The sequence below is a fragment of the Ferrovibrio xuzhouensis genome (assembly GCF_042648965.1).
Taxonomy (GTDB): domain Bacteria; phylum Pseudomonadota; class Alphaproteobacteria; order Ferrovibrionales; family Ferrovibrionaceae; genus Ferrovibrio; species Ferrovibrio xuzhouensis.
The window spans coordinates 58881-77302 of record NZ_JBHRYJ010000005.1 but is presented as its reverse complement, the minus strand read 5'-3'; the positions used below and the strand labels follow the sequence as shown (position 1 = coordinate 77302).

Here is an 18422-nt window from a genome sequence, read left to right as displayed (position 1 = left end):
AGGATCAGGCCGCCGGGGCGTCGGCCGGGGCTTCCGCTGCGGCAACCACGATGTTGCGGCCCTTGCGCTTGGCGGCATAGAGCGCGGTGTCCGCGCGCTGCACGAAGGTGCTGAGCGGTTCGCCGGCACGATACTGGGCGACGCCGGCCGATATGGTGATGCGGCCGAGATCCTCGCCGGAATTGCGCTTCACCAGCTTGCGGCCCGACACCAGCACGCGGATGTTGTCGCCGAGCTTGACCGCCTGTTCGGCGCGAGTGCGCGGCAGCAGCAGGGCGAATTCCTCACCGCCATAGCGTGCCGCCAGATCCTGTCCCTTGACGTTGTCGCTGAGCGTGCGGGCGACCAGTTGCAGCACCGTGTCACCGGTCTGGTGGCCGTGGCGGTCGTTGAACAGCTTGAAATGGTCGATGTCGATCAGCATCAGCGCCAGTGGCTCGTGCTCGTCCTGCGCCGCCTTGGCCAGCAGGGTGAGCGTCTGCTCGAAATTCTTCCGGTTGGCCAGGCCGGTCAGCGAATCCGACAGCGCCTCGCGGCGGGCCTGCTCGAAATGCTCGCGCAGCAGCTTCACCTCCGCCGTGGTCTCGGCGAGGCGGTCTTCCAGCGTGCGGTTGCGCTCTTCCATGGCGCGGGTTTCCTGCAGCATACCGCTGACCAGCGAGCCCAGCGCGGGTTCCGGCTCGTGGCGGTCGAGGTTACCGGAGAAATGTTCCAGCTTGGCGCCATAGGAGCGCGCATTCTCCTCGGCCGCGCCGACGACGCTGCGCAGGTCGTCCATTGCCTCCTGCAGCTTCTCGGTGGTCTCGCGCGAGGCGCGCAGCAGGCGGGCCGGATTGAGGAATTCCTCGTAGAGCTGCAGGGTGGTTTCCGGCGTGAACGGTGCGTTGCCGGCCAGCAGGCCGTCGATGGCGCGGCTGAGCGCCGGATCGCGGCCGGCATGGTATTCGTACCAGATGGTGAAATTGATCGGGGTCGGCGGAATCGAGAAGCGGGTCATGCTGGTGACGGCCGCGTGGGCCAGTTCTGCCGCGTGATGCAGATCGTCGTGATACATCCCACCCAGCCCCCAGACCAGCCCTTACTGACCAGCCTCTGTTCAGGCGCTTCCCTGTCGGAACGCCCCCTTACACATCTCTCGGCGTGTACGCTGCTGCGGCTGTTTCAGCGTCTGCGGGCGAAATTCCCCGTTCGCGCGTTTTTACGCCGCCGGACATACTTTGCGGCGAAGTGCGCAGGCTGGCAATGGGGTTGCGGCGAAATTTCCGCCACGGCCCCCGGATGCGGCAGTCTTCAGATGCCGAGATAGCGGTGCTGGATATCCGGGGCGGCGAGCAGGGCGGCGGAATCGCCCTGCCAGACCACGCGGCCCTTTTCGATCACGTAATGGCGGTTGGCCAGCCGGGTCAGGGCATCGACATTCTTGTCTACCACCAGGATCGACTGGCCGGCCTGCTTCAGCCGTTCGAGGCAGTTCCAGATTTCCAGCCGGATCAGCGGCGCCAGACCCTCGGTGGCCTCGTCGAGGATCAGCAGGTGCGGATTGGTCATCAGCGCCCGGCCGACCGCCAGCATCTGCTGTTCGCCACCCGACAGCTGGTTGCCCATGTTGCCGGCGCGCTCGGCAAGGCGGGGAAACAACTCGATCACCCGCTCATAGGTCCACGGGCTGTCGGCGGCGCGGCGGTTGGCCGCCGTGGCGACAAGGTTCTCGCGCACCGAGAGATTGGGGAAGATCTGCCGGCCTTCCGGCACCAGACCGATGCCGACCTTGGCGACGCGGTAACTGGGCAGGCCGCGGATGTCGCTGCCACGGAAGCGGATGGCACCCTGCGAGGCGGGGGTCAGCCCCATGATCGAGCGGATCGTGGTGGTCTTGCCCATGCCGTTGCGGCCCATGAGCGTGACCACCTCACCGGCATCGATGGCCAGGCCCATGCCGAACAGCACCTGGCTGCGGCCGTAGAAGGTGTCGATGGAGTCGACTTCGAGCAGGCGGGCCATCTGTTACTCCGTCATCTTCTCAGGCCGGCATTTCGTCGCCGAGATAGGCCTGGCGCACCGCCTCGTTGCTGCGGATCGCGTCCGGCACGTCGGTGGCGATGTTGCGGCCGTAGACCAGCACGGTGATGCGGTCGGCGAGGGCGAAGACCGCATCCATGTCGTGTTCGATCAGCAGCATCGGGATGCTGCCCTTGATACGCTTGAGCATCTGTACCATGCGGGCCGAATCCTCCGGCCCCATGCCGGCCATCGGTTCGTCGAGCAGCAGCAGTTTCGGGTTGGTGGCCAGTGCCATGGCGATCTCAAGCTGGCGGTGCTCGCCATGGCTCAGCACGCTGGCGGTCACCTCCGCGCGATGGGCGAGACCGACCTGCTCCAGCGCCCGCAGGGCCGGGGTGCGCAGGCTGGCATCGGCGCGCGCATTGCCCCAGAAGCGGAAGGAATGGCCCTGCCGGGCCTGCACGGCCAGCGCGACATTGTCGAGGGCGGTGAAGTCATGGAAGATCGAGGTGATCTGGAATGAGCGCGCGATGCCGAGATCGGCGCGGGCATGCACCGGCAGGGCGGTGATGTCCTGGCCCATGAAGCGGATGCTGCCGGCATCGGGGCGCAGTTCGCCGATCAGCTGGCCGATCATCGTGGTCTTGCCGGCGCCGTTCGGGCCGATCACGGCGTGTATCTCGCCGGGCCGGATGTCGAGCGACAGGTTGTCGGTGGCGAGCAGGCCACCGAAGCGTTTGATCAGGCCGTCGACCTGCAGGATGGCCTCAGGCATGGTCGCCTCCGGTCTGGACATGGCCGCCGGTGCCGTAACGCCACAGCAGCAGCACGACGCCGCCGGCGCCGAGCAGCAGCAGGGTCGGCACCAGCCAGGCATCCTCGTAGATCAGGTGCACGCCGTAAATCAGATACAGCGTGGCGGCGCCGGCGAGGAGCGTGCCCGACGAGCCGCGCAGCATGGCGCCGGCGATGCCGCCGCGGGCGAAGATCACCACCAGCAGCAGGATCGGGCCGAACACGATCTTCCAGTATTCGGTCCAGCCCGACAGGATCTCTTCCAGCAGCAGGAAGATCACCGAGCCGAACAGCGGCCCGAACAGGTTGCCCATGCCGCCCAGCACCACCATGACGATCAGGTCGCCCGAGCGGGTCCAGTGCATCATCGCCGGGCTGATGAAATCGGTGTTGGTGGCAGTCAGCACGCCGGCCAGGCCGCAGATCATGCCGGCGATGACGAAGGCGGTCAGCCGGTAGCGGAACACCGGATAGCCCAGCGTCGCCATGCGACGGTCGTTCGAGCGGGCGCCCCGGATCACCATGCCGAAGCGCGAATTGATGATGCGGTGGCTGAGATACAACACGGCGGCCAGCAGGACCCAGCACAGCCAGTACAGGCTCGGCCTGCTGGTCAGGTCGATCAGGCCGCTGAACTGCGAGCGCTGCAGGATGGTCAGGCCGTCATCGCCGCCATAGGCATAGGCGCCGTTGCCGAGGTAGTAGATCAGCTGCGCCAGCGCCAGCGTGATCATGATGAAGAAGATACCCCTGGTGCGCAGCGACAGCAGGCCGATCAGCAGGGCGACGATGCCCGACATCAGGATGGCCAGCGGCCATTGCAGCCAGCCATTGGTGACGCCCGAGGCGGCCATGATGCCGACGGTATAGCCGCCGACGCCGATATAGGCGGCATGGCCGAAGCTGACCAGGCCGCCATAGCCGAGGATCAGGTTCAGGCTGACCGCCGCGATCGCCATGATGACGATGCGGGTGAACAGGGTCAGCATGAAGGGATCGTCGAAGGCCGCGGCATAGGCTGGCACCAGCGCCAGCGCGGCCAGCAGCGCGAGGCCGACGATGGTGGTGACGGGCCACGAACGGGCGCGCGGCGATGCGGAGGACGCGGGCGAAGACATCGGCGGCATTCCTCAGCGGCCCGGAGCGGGGAACAGGCCGGCCGGTCGCAGCACCAGCACGCCGGCCATCAGGATGTAGATCAGCATCGAAGAGACCGCCTGCGCCAGCGTGCCGGCATCGGACGGGTTGAGGAAATGGCCGAGGATGTTGGGCAGGAAGGCGCGCCCCATGGTGTCGATGACGCCGATGGCGACCGCGGCGATGAAGGCGCCGCGGATCGAGCCGATACCGCCGATCACGATGACGACGAGGGCGAGGATCAGGATGTTGTCGCCCATGCCGATCTGCACCGTGGTGATCGGTCCCGACATCAGGCCGGCCAGCGCGGCCAGCGCCGAGCCCAGTCCGAAGACGAGCGTGAACAGCAGCTTGATGTCGATGCCGAGCGCCCCGATCATCTCGCGGTTGGACGCGCCGGCGCGGATCAGCATGCCGAGCCGGGTGCGCTGGACCAGCACATAGAGGAACAGCGCGACGGCCAGCCCGACGGCGATGATGGCGAAGCGGAAGCTGGAATAGGGCAGGCCGGGCAGTATCTCGATCTGGCCCTTGAGGAACTCCGGCAGATCGATGGCCATGCCGCCGACGCCGAACACCAGCCGGGCCAGTTCGTTGAAGAACAGGATCAGGCCGAAGGTGGCCAGCACCTGGTCAAGATGGTCGCGGGCATACAGCGTGCGCAGCGCGATCACCTCGGTGACGATGCCGAGCAGTGCGCCGGCTGGCAGGGCAAGCAGGGCGCCGAGGAAGAAGCTGCCGGTCCACTGGGTGAAGACCGCCGCAAAATAGGCCCCCATCATGTACAGCGAGCCATGGGCGAGGTTGACCAGGTCCATGATGCCGAAGACGAGGGTGAGGCCGGCGGCCAGCAGGAACAGCAGCAGGCCGACCTGCAGGCCGTTGAGGAATTGCTCGAAGAGAAGAAGGGACATGATCTGCGGTCGGCTGGGCTGCGGGTCTGACGGGCCGCGGGGGTCTAGCCCGCGGCCCGCCGGTGAAAGAACGCCGGAGGTTACTGCATTTTGCACTGGGCGGCGTGGGAATCCTGATAGGCGGTGAGAATCGTGCTGACTGTCCGCGTGTCATACCCGCCATCCGCGCTCTTGTACGCTTCCTGCTGGTAGACATTGTGGATCGGGAAGTGATTCGGCCCGAACTTGAAGGCGCCGCGCACCGAATCGAACTTCGCCGCTTCCAGCGCCTTGCGCACCGCGGGCTTGTTCTTCAGGTCGCCCTTGGTGGCGGTCACCGCCGAGGCGATCAGGTTGATCGCGTCATAGGATTGCGCGCCGTAGAAGGTCGGCGCCCGGCCATGCGTCTTGCGGAAATCGGCAACCATCTTCTGGTTGATCGCATAGGGCAGGTCGGAACCCCAGAAGGCGCCGAAATAGGTGTCGAGCGCCAGATCCTTCTGCAGGGTCAGCGACACGGCATCCACGGTGAAGGCGGAATAGAGCGGCACGTCCTTCTTCAGGCCGGCCTGGCTGTACTGGGTCAGGAACTGCACGCCCCAGCGGCTCGGGTAGAAGATGTAGACCGCATCGGGTCTGGCGGCGCGGATCTTCGAGATCTCGGCCGAGAAGTCGAGCTGGTCGGGCCATTTGGTCATATCCTGGCCGATCACCTTGCCCTTGAAAGTGGCCTTGACGCCATTGGCCTGATCGTTGCCGGCGGCATAGCCCGGCGCGACGATATAGAGGGTCTTCACGCCCTTCTGGTTCAGCAGCTCGCCCATGGCATTCGGCAGCTGGTCGTTCTGGTAGGAGGCAGCGAAGAAATACGGATTGCACTGGGCGCCGGCGAGCTGCGAGGGGCCGGCATTGGCGCTGATCAGGAAGGTGTTCGCATCGACCACCGGCTTGTAGGACGCCAGCAGCACGTTCGACCAGATGTAGCCGGTGACGAAATCGACCTTGTCGCGCTGCAGCAGCTTTTCGGTCTTCTGCTTGCCGACTTCCGGTTTCTGCTCGTCGTCCTCGTAGATCACCTCGACGGGGATGCCACCCATCTTGCGGCCGAGATGATCGAGCGCCAGCTCGACGCTGTTCTTCATGTCCTGCCCGTAGGCCGCATTGGGGCCCGACAGGGTGGTGACGAAGCCGATCCTGATCTTCTTGTTGGCCTGCGCGGCGGCGGGCTGCGGCGCGGCGAACAGGATCGTCAGCGCCAGTGCGGTGGCACCGGCGAAATGTGCAAAACGGAAAGCGGTCATGATGGTCTCCCGATAAGACACGCCGTCGCGCCGGCAATGATGCCGGACGCAGTGGCCGGATGCTGTCCGGCGTTGCATGCCCTCAAGGAGTCCCCCGTGGGAGATATTTTAGACATAAAATAATTCACGAGGCAATCGGGCTTTCACAGGATGCCGCAGCAATACAGGGCGGCAGACGCAGAAAGGGCGCCGCACGAGACCGTGCGGCGCCCCCCGGTGGTGGTTACATCTTGCACTGCTTGGCGTAGGGATCCTCGAGGTTGTCGACGATCTTGCTGATCGTGCGGATATCGTACTCGCCGTCGCCCGCCTTGTAGGCTTCCTGCTGGTAGATCGCCTCGATCGGGAAGTGGTTGGTGTTGAACTTGAACGGCCCGCGCACCGAGTCGATCTTCGCCGCCTCGAGCGCCTTCTGCACCGCCGCCTTGTCCTTCAGGTTGCCCTTGGTGGCGACCACTGCCGAAGCGATCAGGTTGATCGCGTCATAGGACTGCGCGCCGTAGAAGGTCGGGGTGTCCTTGAACTGCTTCTTGTAGTCGCCGACGAACTTGGTGTTGGCGGCGAACGGCAGGTCGGGCGCCCAGAACAGGCCGAAGTAGGTATCCAGCGCCAGATCCTTCTGCAGCTTCAGCGTCACCGCGTCGACCGAGAAGACGGAATAGAGCGGGATTTCCTTCTTCAGGCCGGCCTGGCTGTACTGGGTGAGGAACTGCACGCCCCAGCGGCTCGGGTAGAAGATCCAGACCGCATCGGGCTTGGCGGCGCGGATCTTCGAGATCTCGGCCGAGAAGTCGAGCTGGTCAGGCCACTTGGTCATGTCCTGGCCGACGACTTCGCCCTTGAAGGTGGCCTTGACGCCGGTGGCCATGTCCTGGCCGGCGGCATAGTTCGGCGCCACGATGTAGAGCTTCTTCACGCCCTTCTGGTTCAGCAGCATGCCGAGGCCCATCGGGTTCTGGTCATTCTGCCACGAGGCCGAGAAGAAATACGGGCTGCACTGGGTGCCCGCGAGCTGCGACGGGCCGGCATTGGCGCTGATCAGGAAGGTCTTGTTGTCGATCGCCGGCTTGTAGGAAGCCAGCAGCACGTTCGACCAGATATAGCCGGCAATGAAATCGACCTTGTCGCGCTGCAGCAGCTTTTCGGTCTTCTGCTTGCCGACTTCCGGCTTCTGCTCGTCGTCCTCGTAGATCACCTCGACGGGGATGCCGCCCATCTTGTGGCCGAGATGATCGAGCGCCAGCTCGACGCTGTTCTTCATGTCCTTGCCGTAGGCCGCATTGGGGCCCGACAGGGTGGTGACGAAGCCGATCTTGATCTTCTTGTTGGCCTGCGCGGCGGCCGGCTCGGTGATGAACGGCGTCGCGGCCAGCGCGAGGCCCGCAGTCAGTTGCAGCAGCGTTGAAATCTTCATTCCTGTTTCCCTTTCCCTATGTGTGACGCAGACGGCCCTTGCGGCAGCCTGTGCCGGTCACATCCCTGATTATCGTCTGGCCCCCGAACGCCTGTGGCGTGGTGCCTTGCCCTGTTGCCATCGACTGTAGTCCACGCCCGTGGCGCAAGTCCATGTCGCCTCCGGCACAAGGTCCGGGGACGCGGATCGCGGGGGCGGCCGAGGGCCTGGAGTCTGTGACGGTAACGGATTGATGCCGCAGCGTTGATGCTGTCTGTCGCGGCCCAGCCCGTGATGCTGGCGGTTCCTCCCCTCCCTGTTGCAGCCGGTATTATATTGCAGCTTTTAGTCCCGGCAAGAAATATCCTGCATGCGAGCCTCGCATGCCGCGACGTGTATTTGCAAGCGCAAATAAATGTCAGGCAGCAGCCGGATCACGGCTGCGCAGAGCGAAGCGCTGCACCTTGCCGGTCTGGGTGCGCGGCAGGGTGTCGATGAAGTCGATGGCGCGCGGGTATTTGTAGGGCGCGATCTCGGCCTTGACGAAATCCTGCAGCAGTTTCGCGGTCTCCGCCGTCGCCCGGTCCTTCTCGCGCAGCACCACGAAGGCTTTCACGATCTGGCCGCGCTGGGGGTCCGGCGCGCCGACCACCGCGCATTCCTGCACCAGCGGATGCAGCATCAGCACGGCTTCGACCTCGGGGCCGGAGATGTTGTAGCCGGCCGAGACGATCATGTCGTCGGTGCGGGCCTGGTACCAGAAATAGCCGTCCTCGTCGCAGACATAGGCGTCGCCGGTGAAGTTCCAGCCGTCCTTCACATAGGCGGCCTGGCGTTCCGGATTGTCGAGATAGCGGCATCCGGTGGGGCCGCGCACCGCCAGCCGGCCGACCGTGCCGGGCGGCACCGGATTGCCGCGCTCGTCGACCACGCGTGCCTCGAAGCCGGGGATCGCCTTGCCGGTGGCTCCCGGGCGGATGCCGTCGCCCGCGGATGTGACGAAGATATGCAGCATCTCGGTCGAGCCCAGCCCGTCGGTGATGCGGATGCCGGTGGCGTCGCGCCAGCCGTCCCAGGTCGGTCGCGGCAGGGTCTCGCCGGCCGAGACGCATTTCTCCAGCGACGCGATGTCGTAGTCCTTCGCCATCTCGGTCATGGCGCGATAGGCGGTCGGCGCGGTGAACAGCACGCTGACCTTTTTCGCCTGGATGGTTTCGAGGATCTTCTGCGGCGTGAACTGTTCGACCAGCACGGTCGAGGCGCCGGCATGCATCGGGAAGGTGACCAGCGCACCCAGCCCGAAGGTGAAGGCGAGCGGCGGGCTGCCGGTGAAGACGTCATCCTTGTCCGGCTGCAGCACATAGCGGCTGAAGGTGTCGCAGATCGCCATGATGTCGCGATGGAAGTGCATGCAGCCCTTGGCGGGGCCGGTGGTGCCGGAGGTGAAGGCGATCAGGCAGACATCGTCCCAGGCGGTGTCGACAGTCTCGAAGGTCGCCGGCTTGGTCGCCATCAGGCTTTCCAGCGACTCCGGGCCCTCGGCATAGAAATAGCGGCAGGTTCTGAGCTGCCGCGATTCCTTCAGGGTCGTCTCCATCTCGTCGCGCAGGCGCCAGTCGCAGATCGCCACGGCAATCTCGGCCTTGTCGGCCATGAAAGTCAGCTCGCGCCAGCGATAGAGCGGCATGGTCGCCACCGCGATGGCGCCGACCTTCATCACCGCGAACCAGCAGGCGACATACATCGGGTTGTTCGGCGCGCGCAGCAGCACCCGGTTGCCCGGTTTGACGCCGAGGTCATCGACCAGCACATGGGCGATGCGGTTGGCGGCCTCAAGCAGGTAGCGGTAGGTCCAGACCTCGTCGTTGTAATGGATCACCGGCCGGTCGCCGTATTTCGCTGCCTGTCTGTCGAGCAGTTCGCGGGCGCAGTTCAGTCGCTTCGGATAGGCGGCCAGCTCGGGCAGTGTGTCCCAGCGCATCTCCGGCCACTGGTCCTGCGGCGGCAGGTGATCGCGGGCGAAACTGTCGGTATGGGCGGAGGATTCGAACCTATGCATGATGCACCTCGGCAATAGAAGAGGCGGGTTCGGCGATCGGGACGGGGAGGTCGATACGCACCGCATCTGACGGCGGTGTTGCACGTCCGGCCGCATCATGGGCACGGACGTAATAGGTGTAGCGCAGGCCGCCGAGCACGACGCGGTCGGCATGCTTGGTCGATTTCACCGCCTCGGTGACGCGGGCGGTGCCGTCGTCCTCGGCGCGGTACACGTTATAGCCGGCAATCGGTGCGGTGCCGGGCAGGGCCGGCTTCCAGGCGAGTTTCACCTGGCCTTTCGCTACGGTGGCGACCAGTCCGGCGCCACCATCCGGCCAGCGCGGCGCCTCGCCGCCGGTGCGGTCAGGCGGCGCCTGGCGCAGGCCCTTGGGCCAGAGGAAGCAGTTCACTTCCTTGAAATTCTCGTCGAGCTGCTTGCAGACGTTGCAGTAGATGCAGCGCACGATCTGGTCGGCGCGATTGTCTTCGAGTTTCTTCACCCAGTCGGGATCTGCGAGCAATTGCCGCGCCATGCCGACCATGTCGGCGCGGCCCTCCTGCAGCAGGGCCTCGGCATCGGCCGGGTCGCTGATCTTGCCGACCGAGATCACCGGCACGTCGAAACCATGCGCGTTGATGAACTGCTTCACCCCGGCGGCCAGATGGGCATGCGGCAGCGGCGGATACCAGTCGCCGGGCATGCAGCGGTCGCCGGAATAGCCGGTATAGGGATAGAGCGGCTGGCCCTCGCGGTGCACCGCATCTTCGAACTTGCCGCCGACCGACAGCGAGATGTAATCGACGCCGAGCTGCGCCATGCGCAGGCCGATCAGCTTGGCGTCCTCGACGGTATAGCCTTCCTTGATCGCTTCCTCGGCGAGGAAGCGCACGCCGACGGGGAAGTCATGGCCGACCTGGCGGCGGACTTCCGCCATCACCCGGCCGAACATGGCGAGCCGGCCCTCCAGCGTGCGGCCGTCGTAATCGTCGCGGCGCGGATTGCGGCGCGACAGGAAGGACGACAGCGTATAGGCATGCGCCGAATGCAGCTCGACGCCGTCGTAGCCGGCAAGGCGCGCGCGCGCGGCGGCGGCGCCGAACTGGGCGATGATGGTCTCGATCTCCGGCGGCGACAGGCTGTCGATGGTCTGGCGCCAGCCGGACCGCGCGACCTTCAGGAAATGGATGATCTGCGGCACCACCTTGCTGTCGGAGGTGTCGTGCACCTGCCGGGTCAGGTCGCGGTGGCCGGCGATGAATTCGTCCGACGACAGCCGCAGCAGCGGGCCGGACTTGTTGGCATGCACCGCCGTCGCCTCGACCACGATCAGGCCGACATGGCCCCGGGCATAGCGGACGTAGCGGTCGACGATGTCCTGGTTGACGAAGCCGTCCTCGCCGGACAGCCGTGTCACCATGGCGGGTACCGCCACCCGGTTGGGCAAGGTCATGCCGTTGATGGCGAGCGGCTGCAGCAGCTTCATGGCGCGCCGCCCTCTGAGGCCGCCCCATTCTCGGCCATATAGGCGGCATAGGTCTGGCCGGCGATCACCAGCTTGTTGACCTCGGTGGTGCCCTCGTAGATGCGGAGCGCCCGGATCTCGCGATACAGGCTTTCGACCATGACGCCACGGGTGACGCCAAGCCCGCCCCAGAGCTGCACGGCGGCATCGATCACCCGCTGGGCCGCCTCGGTGGCGTACATCTTGGCCATCGAGGCCTCGCGGGTGACGCGGTCGGCGCCGCGATCCTTGGTCCAGGCGGCGCGGTAGACCAGCAGGGCCGAAGCGTCGATCTCGGTCGCCATGTCGGCGATCCTGGCCTGGGTCAGCTGGTAATCGGCGAGCTTCTGGTCGAACACCTTGCGCACATGCACGCGGCGCAAAGCCTCGTCGAGCGCGCGGCGGGCGAAACCGAGCGCGGCGGCCCCGACGGTGGAGCGGAAGACGTCGAGATTGCTCATGGCGATCTTGAAGCCTTCGCCGGGGCGGCCGATCAGGTTGCCGGCGGGTATCACGCAGTCGCGGAATTCGAGCCGGCCGAGCGGATGCGGCGCCATCACATCGATGCGCTCGGGCACACTGAAGCCCGGCGTGCCGGCCTCGACCACGAAACAGGCCAGTCCCTTGGTCCCGGGTGCGTCGCCGAGCCGGGCGATCACCGTATACTGGTCGGCGATGCCGCCGTTGGAGATCCAGGTCTTCACGCCGTTCAGCCGGAAGCCCTGCCCATCGGGGACGGCAACCGTGCTGACATTGGCGACGTCGGAGCCGGCATCGGGTTCCGACATGGCCAGCGCCGCGATCTTCGAGCCATTGGCCACGCCGGGCAGCCAGCGACGCTTCTGCTCGGGCGTGCCGAACAGGCTGATCGGCCCGGAGCCGAGCCCCTGCATGACAAAGGCGAAATCGGCGAGGCCGTGGTGATAGGCGAGAATCTCGCGGGCCAGCGCCAGTGCGCGGACATCCAGCACCTCGTTCAGGCCGCCGCCGTCGCGCGGCACGGTCAGGCCGAGGAAACCGTCCTTGCCGAGCTGCCGCACGAAGCCGCGGCAGACGTCATCGATATCGGCATCCTCGTCGTGGTGCGCGGCATGTTTCGCCGCCCAGTCCTGCAGGCAGGCGGCGAGGCGGCGGTGATGCTCCTCGAAGAACGGCCAGTTGAGATAGCTGCGGTCCATCTCAGTTGCCCCCGAAGACCGGCTTCTGCTTTGCCACGAAGGCATGGTAGGCGCGGGCAAAATCCCGGGTCTGCATGCAGATCGCCTGGGCCTGCGCCTCGGCCTCGATGGCGGCATCGAGATCCATCGACCATTCCTGGTGCAGGCAGGTCTTGGTGATGCCGTGCGCAAAGGTTGGCCCGGCGGCGAGTTCGGCGGCCAGCGCCTGCGCCTCGGCCAGCACCTGTTCGGGCGCGACCAGCCGGTTGAAGAAGCCCCAGCGCTCGCCTTCCTCGGCCGCCATGCTGCGACCGGTATAGAGCAGCTCGGCGGCGCGGCCGGAGCCGATGATGCGCGGCAGGATGTTGCAGGCGCCCATATCGGCACCGGCGAGGCCGACCCGGGTGAACAGGAAGGCGGTTTTGGTGCGCGGCGTGGCCAGCCGCAGGTCGGAGGCCATGGCGAGGATGGCGCCGGCGCCGGCGCAGATACCGTCGATGGCGGCGATGACCGGCTGCGGGCAGTGGCGCATCGCCTTGACGAGGTCGCCGGTCATGCGGGTGAAGGCGAGCAGGCCCTGCATGTCGCCGGACTCTTTCATCTTCACCAGCGGGCCGATGATCTCGTGCACGTCGCCGCCGGAGCAGAAATTGCCGCCTGCGCCGGTGATCACCACCGTCTTCACGTCGGCGACATGACTGAGCGCGCGGAAGGTGTCGCGCAGTTCGGCGTAGGATTCGAAGGTCAGCGGATTCTTGCGCTCGGGCCGGTTCAGCGTGACGGTCGCCACCTTGCCGGCGACGGCCCAGCCGAAATGCACGGGGCGGAAATCGGCCGCCTTGGTCTGTGTCGTGCCGCTCACCGGTCGTCTCCCTCGTCTTTGTCGGTTGCGGTGCTGAGCACCGAGGTCTTCAGCCGGCCGAGCAGCTGGAACAGCTGCTGCATGTCCTGCCGGCTCAGGCCGGCCATCATGTCGTCGACCCATTGCTCGTGTTCCGGGGTCATGGCGTCGAAGGCCTTCTTGCCGGCCGGCGTCAGGCTGACATGGCTGCTGCGGCGGTCGCGGGCCGAGGGGGTGCGTTTGACCAGGCCTTCCTCGACCAGCCGGTCGGTCAGCCCGGTGATGTTGCCGTTCGAGACCATCATGCGGGCGCTGAGTTCGCCCATGCTGAGGCCGTCCGGGCTGCGGTCGAGCTGGGCCAGCAGGTCGAAGCGCGGCAAGGTCGTGTCAAAGCGTGTGCGCAAGGCGCCACGCACGCGGCCCTCGATCAGGTTCGAGCAGGTCAGCAGCCGCAGCCACAGCCGCAGTTCCAGCTTGTCGTCGCGGGTGGTGCCGGTCTCGCGGTCGTTGGCGGGCGGGGCAGGCTGGCGCAGTTCGCTCATGACATGACCTCTCCGCCGGCGACGGCGATGCACTGACCGGTCACGGCGGCGGCGGCGTCGCCGGCCAGCCAGATGACGGCATCGGCCACTTCCTCGGGCCGGACCAGCCGGCCCTGCGGATTGCCGGCCGCCAGTTCGGCGCGGGCCTCGGCGGCACTGCGGCCGGTTTTCTTCACGATGGTGTCGATGGTGGTGGCGGTCATGTCGGTATCGACATAACCGGGGCAGACGGCATTCACGGTGATGCCGCTTTTCGCATATTCGCGGGCCAGCGCCCGGGTCAGCCCGACCACGCCGTGCTTCGCCGCGCAATAGGCGGCGACATAGGCATAACCGGTCAGGCCGGCGGTGGAGGCGACGTTGATGACGCGGCCGCGCTTGCGCGCCAGCATGCCGCCGATGGCGGCGCGGGTGACGGTGAACACGCCGGTCAGGTTCACCGCCAGCATGTCGTTCCAGTGCCCGGCGGTCATCTTGGCGAAAGGCTGGCTGGCGCCGAAGCCGGCATTGTTGACCAGGATGTCGACGGGCCCCAGCAGGGCGGCGGCTTGCTGCAGCATCGCCGCGACGGCGGCCGCGTCGGTGACATCGGCGGGGAAGGCCCCGGCGCTGACGCCGTAAGCCTCGTCGAGTTCGGCAGCACGGCGTTCCAGCAGGGCGGCGTCGCGGCCGATCAGGCTGACGGCGGCACCGGCGGCAGCGAGGCGTTGCGCCACGGCCCAGCCGATGCCGCGGCTGGCGCCGGTGACCAGCGCATGCCGGCCGGCCAGCGGCGCGGTGCTGTCATCCGCGGCGCCATCTTCCGCGGCGGGTGTTGATGCTGCCTTGCGCTTGCTTGCGGCCATCGGCCCAGGCTCCCTGAATTATATTTTAAATATAAAATAAATCCTGGAGCCGGGCAAGGCCGCATCGGTGCGCCGGAACCTGTGCGGGTATCGGAGAATCGAAAGGCGACGCAGGCGGGTTAAGTATGGTAAACAATGCTTTGTCGATTCGCGGGGGATATAGACGGCGCAATGAGCTTGGCGCGATTTTCCATATTGCCGATGATGATGCTGATGACGGCGCTCGTCCTGGCGGGCTGCCAGTCGATGAGCCTGGGCGGTGGCGGCAAGACCTCTTCCGATAACAAGGTGCAGGGCGGTCCGCCGCCGCAGATTTCCGGCGTCGCGCTGCCGGAGGGCTATTCGCTGGATGCAGACCGCACGATTATCCTCGGCGAGGGCGACCGCTGGATCGGCCGGCTGTCCTACAGCATCAATTCCTCGGCCGATGCGATGTTCGATTTCGTCCGCGGCGAGATGGCCAACCATGGCTGGAAAGAGGTCGCCGTGGTGCGCGCCGAGACCAGCCAGCTCACCTTCCTGTCGGGCGATGGCGACCGCGTCGCCTCGATCCTGATCACCCGCAGCACGCTGTACGGCTCCAAGGTCGACATGACGGTGTCGCCGTCGTCGTCGGCGTCGGGCCTGTCGGGTGGAGGCGCTGCGCGCACGCCGGTGCAGCGCCGCTGAAGCGGCGCCGGGCGTTTTTCAGCTCAGTTGAAGGCCTTGAAGGTGATCAGCGTGAAGGTGTCCTTCACGCCGGTGATGGTCTGCAGCTTGTTGACCACGAAATGCCCGATATCCTGGCCGTCGGGCAGGTAGCATTTCATCATCAGGTCGTACTGGCCGGAAATCGAATGGACTTCGGAAACCTGCTCGATTTCCTCGACGGCCTTGACGGCAACGTCATAGGCGCGGCCGAGGTCGCATTTCACCATCACGAAAATCGTCTGCATCGCCGGCTCCGTATCCTGTGCTGAGCGGACTGTAATCGAAGTCCGCGTCCCGGTCCAACCGGCCGGACCGCCCGGGCAGGGCGTCAGGAGTTGGCGGCGCGGCGCACCGGGCGCAGCAGGAAGTCGGGGACATGGTCGCCCATGCCCACCACCGGCGGCTCGCGGTCATCGCGGTCGCGGCGGCGGTTGTCGTCACGGCGGCTGTCGTCACGACGCGGCTCGTCGCGGCGGGGCTCGCGGGCCACGCGTTCGCGCGGCTGGTCGTTCTGGGCGTCTTCGGCACGGACCGGCTCGTTGCGGACCGGTTCGCTGCGCACGGGCTCACTTCGCACGGGCTCGGGCCGCACTGGCTCGGGCCGCACTGGCTCGGACCGCACAGACTCGGGCCGGCTCTGGCGCGGCGCGGCCTCGGTTGCTGCATCGGCGCTCTTGGCGCCGCTGCGCTTGCGGCCGCCGCGTTCACCGCGCTCGCCGCCACGATCCTTGCGCTCGCCGCGATCCTTGCCGCCGCGGCGACCGCGCCGGCTGCCCTGGTCCTCGGGCTCGGCGGCGGCCATCTCTTCGGCGCCGACGTCGAAGCCCTGCATCTCCATCACCGGGATGTCGCGGGCGATCAGGCTCTTGATCTGCGCCAGATATTTGCCGTCCTCGCCGGAGACGAGCGTGAAGGCGCGGCCGTTCAGGCCGGCACGGCCGGTGCGGCCGATGCGGTGGACGTAATCTTCCGGATGGGTCGGGACGTCGAAATTGAACACATGGGTCAGGCCCTGGACGTCGAGGCCGCGGGCGGCGACGTCGGAGGCGACCAGGATGCCGATCTCGCCGCGCTTGAACTTCTCCAGCGTCCCGGTGCGGGTCGACTGATCCATGTCGCCATGCAGGGCCGCGGCGTCGAAGCCGTGCCGGATCAGCGATTTGGCCAGGATGTCGACGTCACGCTTGCGGTTGCAGAAGATGATCGCGTTCTTGACTTCCTCGCTGCGCAGCAGGGCACGCAGGGCCTCGCGCTTCAGCTTGTGCGGCACGTTGATGGCGAACTGCGCGATCGACTCGGCGGTCGTCGCCTGGCGGGCAACCTCGATTTCCTTCGGGTTGCTAAGGAACTTGTCGGCCAGCCGGCGCATTTCCGGCGCCATGGTGGCCGAGAAGAACAGCGTCTGGCGCAGCGGCGGCAGCATTTTGCCGATCCGCTCGATATCGGGCATGAAGCCCATGTCGAGCATGCGGTCGGCCTCGTCGATGACGAAGATCTGCACGCCGGTCAGCATCATCTTGCCGCGTTCGAAATGGTCGATCAGGCGGCCCGGCGTGGCGATCAGCACGTCGACGCCGCGGTCGAGCAGCTTTTCCTGCTCGGTATAGTTCACGCCACCGATTAGCAGGGCCATCGAGAGCGGGGAATTCTTGCCGTATTTGTCGAAGCTGTGGGCGACCTGGTCGGCCAGTTCGCGGGTCGGCTCGAGGATGAGGGCGCGCGGCATGCGGGCGCGGGCGCGACCGCCGGCCAGGATGTCGATCAGGGGCAGGGTAAAGCCCGCGGTCTTGCCGGTGCCCGTCTGCGCCGTGCCGAGCACGTCACGCCCCATCAGGACGATGGGGATGGCCTGCGCCTGGATCGGGGTCGGGGTTGTGTAGCCAGCTTCGGCGACGGCCTTGAGAACCGGCTCGCTCAAGCCTAAATCAGTAAATTCCATGGATTTCCGCATTGTCTGGACAGCCAGCGCAAGATGCACGGCGCCCGCAGGGCGGGACAAGACCACAGGCGTCAGGGGGTGTCAATGCCTGTTGAAGCCGCTGGAAATAGCAAAATCAATCGGTTATCGTCACTTTTCGCGATTTTTCCGTAACCGGAGTGTTCATCCCATGAAGCTGATTGACGAGATCGTGGCCAACAAGGCGCAACTGACCGAATGGCGCCGCGATCTCCACATGCACCCCGAAACCGCCTTCGAAGAGCATCGCACCGCCGATTTCGTCGCCAAGGCGCTGGAGTCGTTTGGCATGCCGGTGCACCGGGGCCTGGCCAAGACCGGCGTGGTCGGCACGCTGAAGGCCGGCAAGGGCAACCGGGCGATCGGCCTGCGCGCCGACATGGATGCGCTCGACCTCATCGAGATGAACGAGTTCGCGCACAAGTCGACGCACCAGGGCAAGATGCATGGCTGCGGCCATGACGGCCATACCATCATGCTGCTCGGTGCCGCGCAGTATCTGGCCAAGACCAAGAATTTTGACGGCACCGTGCATTTCATCTTCCAGCCGGCGGAAGAGAATCTCGCCGGCGGCAAGGTGATGGTCGACGAAGGCCTGTTCGAGAAGTTTCCCTGCGAGACCGTGTTCGGCATGCACAACATGCCCGGCGTCGATGTCGGCAAGTTCGGCGTCCGCGTCGGACCGATGATGGCCTCGGCCGACATGTTCTGGATCCGGGTGAAGGGCGTCGGCGCCCATGGCGCCTATCCGCATCGCGGCGTCGACCCGGTGGTGATCGCCGCCGAGATCATCCTGGCGCTGCAGTCGATCGTCGCCCGCAACACCGATCCGATGCACAGCGCGGTGGTCAGCTGCTGCCATGTCGAGGCCGGCCATACCACCAACGTGATCCCCGAAGAGGCGATGATCGCCGGCACCACGCGCGCCTTCCTGCCCGAAGTGCAGGACATGATCGAGAGCCGGCTGAAGCAGATCGCCACCGGCATCGCCGCCGCCCATGGCGCCAGCGCCACGATCGATTACCAGCGCCGCTATCCGCCGACCATCAACACCGCGGAAGAGAGCGAGCTGGCCGCCGCCGCGGCTGCCCAGGTGGTGGGCAGCGAGAATGTGCTGCGCAACCTCAACCCCAGCATGGGCGCCGAGGATTTCGCCTGGATGCTGCGCGAAAAGCCGGGCGCCTACGTCTGGGTCGGCAACGGCGCCGGCGAGGGCAGCTGCATGGTCCATAATCCGCGGTATGACTTCAATGACGATGTCCTGCCGATCGGCGCCAGCTACTGGGCGCGACTGGCCGAGATGGCGCTGCCCGCCGGCTGACGGCGGC

17 protein-coding genes are annotated in these 18422 nt (G+C 66.2%); 2 read left to right on the top strand and 15 right to left on the bottom strand.

Translation table 11 applies throughout. From position 1 onward, the window contains the following. Positions 1-4: 4 nt before the first annotated feature. The 13 genes from ACFOOQ_RS19055 to ACFOOQ_RS18995 form a co-directional block, all read right to left on the bottom strand. Positions 5-1054: a GGDEF domain-containing protein gene (locus tag ACFOOQ_RS19055; protein WP_379729234.1), complete on the bottom strand. Its 1050-nt coding sequence runs from the start codon at positions 1052-1054 to the stop codon at positions 5-7. Positions 1055-1290: 236 nt separating this feature from the next. After that, on the bottom strand, positions 1291-2001 hold the full coding sequence (locus tag ACFOOQ_RS19050) for an ABC transporter ATP-binding protein (RefSeq protein ID WP_379729233.1): 711 nt from the start codon (positions 1999-2001) through the stop codon (positions 1291-1293). A 19-nt stretch (positions 2002-2020) separates the two neighbouring features. Next, on the bottom strand, positions 2021-2776 hold the full coding sequence (locus ACFOOQ_RS19045) for an ABC transporter ATP-binding protein (protein ID WP_379729231.1): 756 nt from the start codon (positions 2774-2776) through the stop codon (positions 2021-2023). After that, on the bottom strand, positions 2769-3914 hold the full coding sequence (locus ACFOOQ_RS19040) for a branched-chain amino acid ABC transporter permease (RefSeq protein WP_379729230.1): 1146 nt from the start codon (positions 3912-3914) through the stop codon (positions 2769-2771). Before ACFOOQ_RS19040 ends, ACFOOQ_RS19045 begins: the two co-directional genes overlap by 8 nt. Before the next feature lie 12 nt (positions 3915-3926). Next, entirely contained in the window at positions 3927-4847 is a 921-nt protein-coding gene (locus tag ACFOOQ_RS19035) for a branched-chain amino acid ABC transporter permease (RefSeq protein WP_379729229.1), read from the bottom strand. An 80-nt stretch (positions 4848-4927) separates the two neighbouring features. Next, a complete protein-coding gene (locus tag ACFOOQ_RS19030) occupies positions 4928-6127 on the bottom strand; it encodes an ABC transporter substrate-binding protein (protein WP_379729228.1) in 1200 nt (399 codons plus the stop codon). Between the two features lie 223 nt (positions 6128-6350). After that, a complete protein-coding gene (locus tag ACFOOQ_RS19025) occupies positions 6351-7541 on the bottom strand; it encodes an ABC transporter substrate-binding protein (RefSeq protein ID WP_379729227.1) in 1191 nt (396 codons plus the stop codon). Between the two features lie 397 nt (positions 7542-7938). After that, positions 7939-9579, bottom strand: a complete 1641-nt coding sequence (locus ACFOOQ_RS19020; RefSeq protein WP_379729226.1) for an AMP-binding protein — start codon at positions 9577-9579, stop codon at positions 7939-7941. Beyond that, positions 9572-11044 (bottom strand): oxidoreductase, encoded by a 1473-nt coding sequence (locus ACFOOQ_RS19015; RefSeq protein ID WP_379729224.1) that lies wholly within the window; start codon positions 11042-11044, stop codon positions 9572-9574. The genes ACFOOQ_RS19020 and ACFOOQ_RS19015 overlap by 8 nt, the downstream gene beginning before the upstream one ends. Continuing rightward, on the bottom strand, positions 11041-12240 hold the full coding sequence (locus ACFOOQ_RS19010; protein WP_379729222.1) for an acyl-CoA dehydrogenase family protein: 1200 nt from the start codon (positions 12238-12240) through the stop codon (positions 11041-11043). Before ACFOOQ_RS19010 ends, ACFOOQ_RS19015 begins: the two co-directional genes overlap by 4 nt. Position 12241: 1 nt before the next feature. After that, positions 12242-13081 (bottom strand): enoyl-CoA hydratase family protein, encoded by an 840-nt coding sequence (locus ACFOOQ_RS19005; protein WP_379729220.1) that lies wholly within the window; start codon positions 13079-13081, stop codon positions 12242-12244. Beyond that, positions 13078-13602, bottom strand: coding sequence for a MarR family winged helix-turn-helix transcriptional regulator (locus tag ACFOOQ_RS19000; RefSeq protein WP_379729219.1), 525 nt, complete (start codon positions 13600-13602; stop codon positions 13078-13080). The genes ACFOOQ_RS19005 and ACFOOQ_RS19000 overlap by 4 nt, the downstream gene beginning before the upstream one ends. Then, entirely contained in the window at positions 13599-14447 is an 849-nt protein-coding gene (locus tag ACFOOQ_RS18995) for an SDR family NAD(P)-dependent oxidoreductase (RefSeq protein ID WP_379729218.1), read from the bottom strand. Before ACFOOQ_RS18995 ends, ACFOOQ_RS19000 begins: the two co-directional genes overlap by 4 nt. A gap of 213 nt (positions 14448-14660) precedes the next feature. Here ACFOOQ_RS18995 and ACFOOQ_RS18990 point away from each other — a divergent pair, with 213 nt between their 5' ends. Next, positions 14661-15116 (top strand): hypothetical protein, encoded by a 456-nt coding sequence (locus ACFOOQ_RS18990; protein WP_379729217.1) that lies wholly within the window; start codon positions 14661-14663, stop codon positions 15114-15116. A 23-nt stretch (positions 15117-15139) separates the two neighbouring features. Here the strand turns inward: ACFOOQ_RS18990 and ACFOOQ_RS18985 are convergent, their stop codons facing one another. Together ACFOOQ_RS18985 and ACFOOQ_RS18980 are read right to left on the bottom strand one after the other, a co-directional pair. After that, the gene (locus ACFOOQ_RS18985) at positions 15140-15382 is read right to left on the bottom strand and encodes an Lrp/AsnC ligand binding domain-containing protein (RefSeq protein ID WP_370155031.1); all 243 of its coding nucleotides are present in this window, start codon (positions 15380-15382) and stop codon (positions 15140-15142) included. An 83-nt stretch (positions 15383-15465) separates the two neighbouring features. Beyond that, on the bottom strand, positions 15466-17055 hold the full coding sequence (locus tag ACFOOQ_RS18980) for a DEAD/DEAH box helicase (RefSeq protein WP_379729216.1): 1590 nt from the start codon (positions 17053-17055) through the stop codon (positions 15466-15468). 190 nt (positions 17056-17245) lie between these two features. On the opposite strand from ACFOOQ_RS18980, the gene ACFOOQ_RS18975 reads away from it, so the two are divergent. Beyond that, positions 17246-18415, top strand: a complete 1170-nt coding sequence (locus ACFOOQ_RS18975) for a M20 aminoacylase family protein (protein WP_379729215.1) — start codon at positions 17246-17248, stop codon at positions 18413-18415. Positions 18416-18422: the final 7 nt, after the last annotated feature.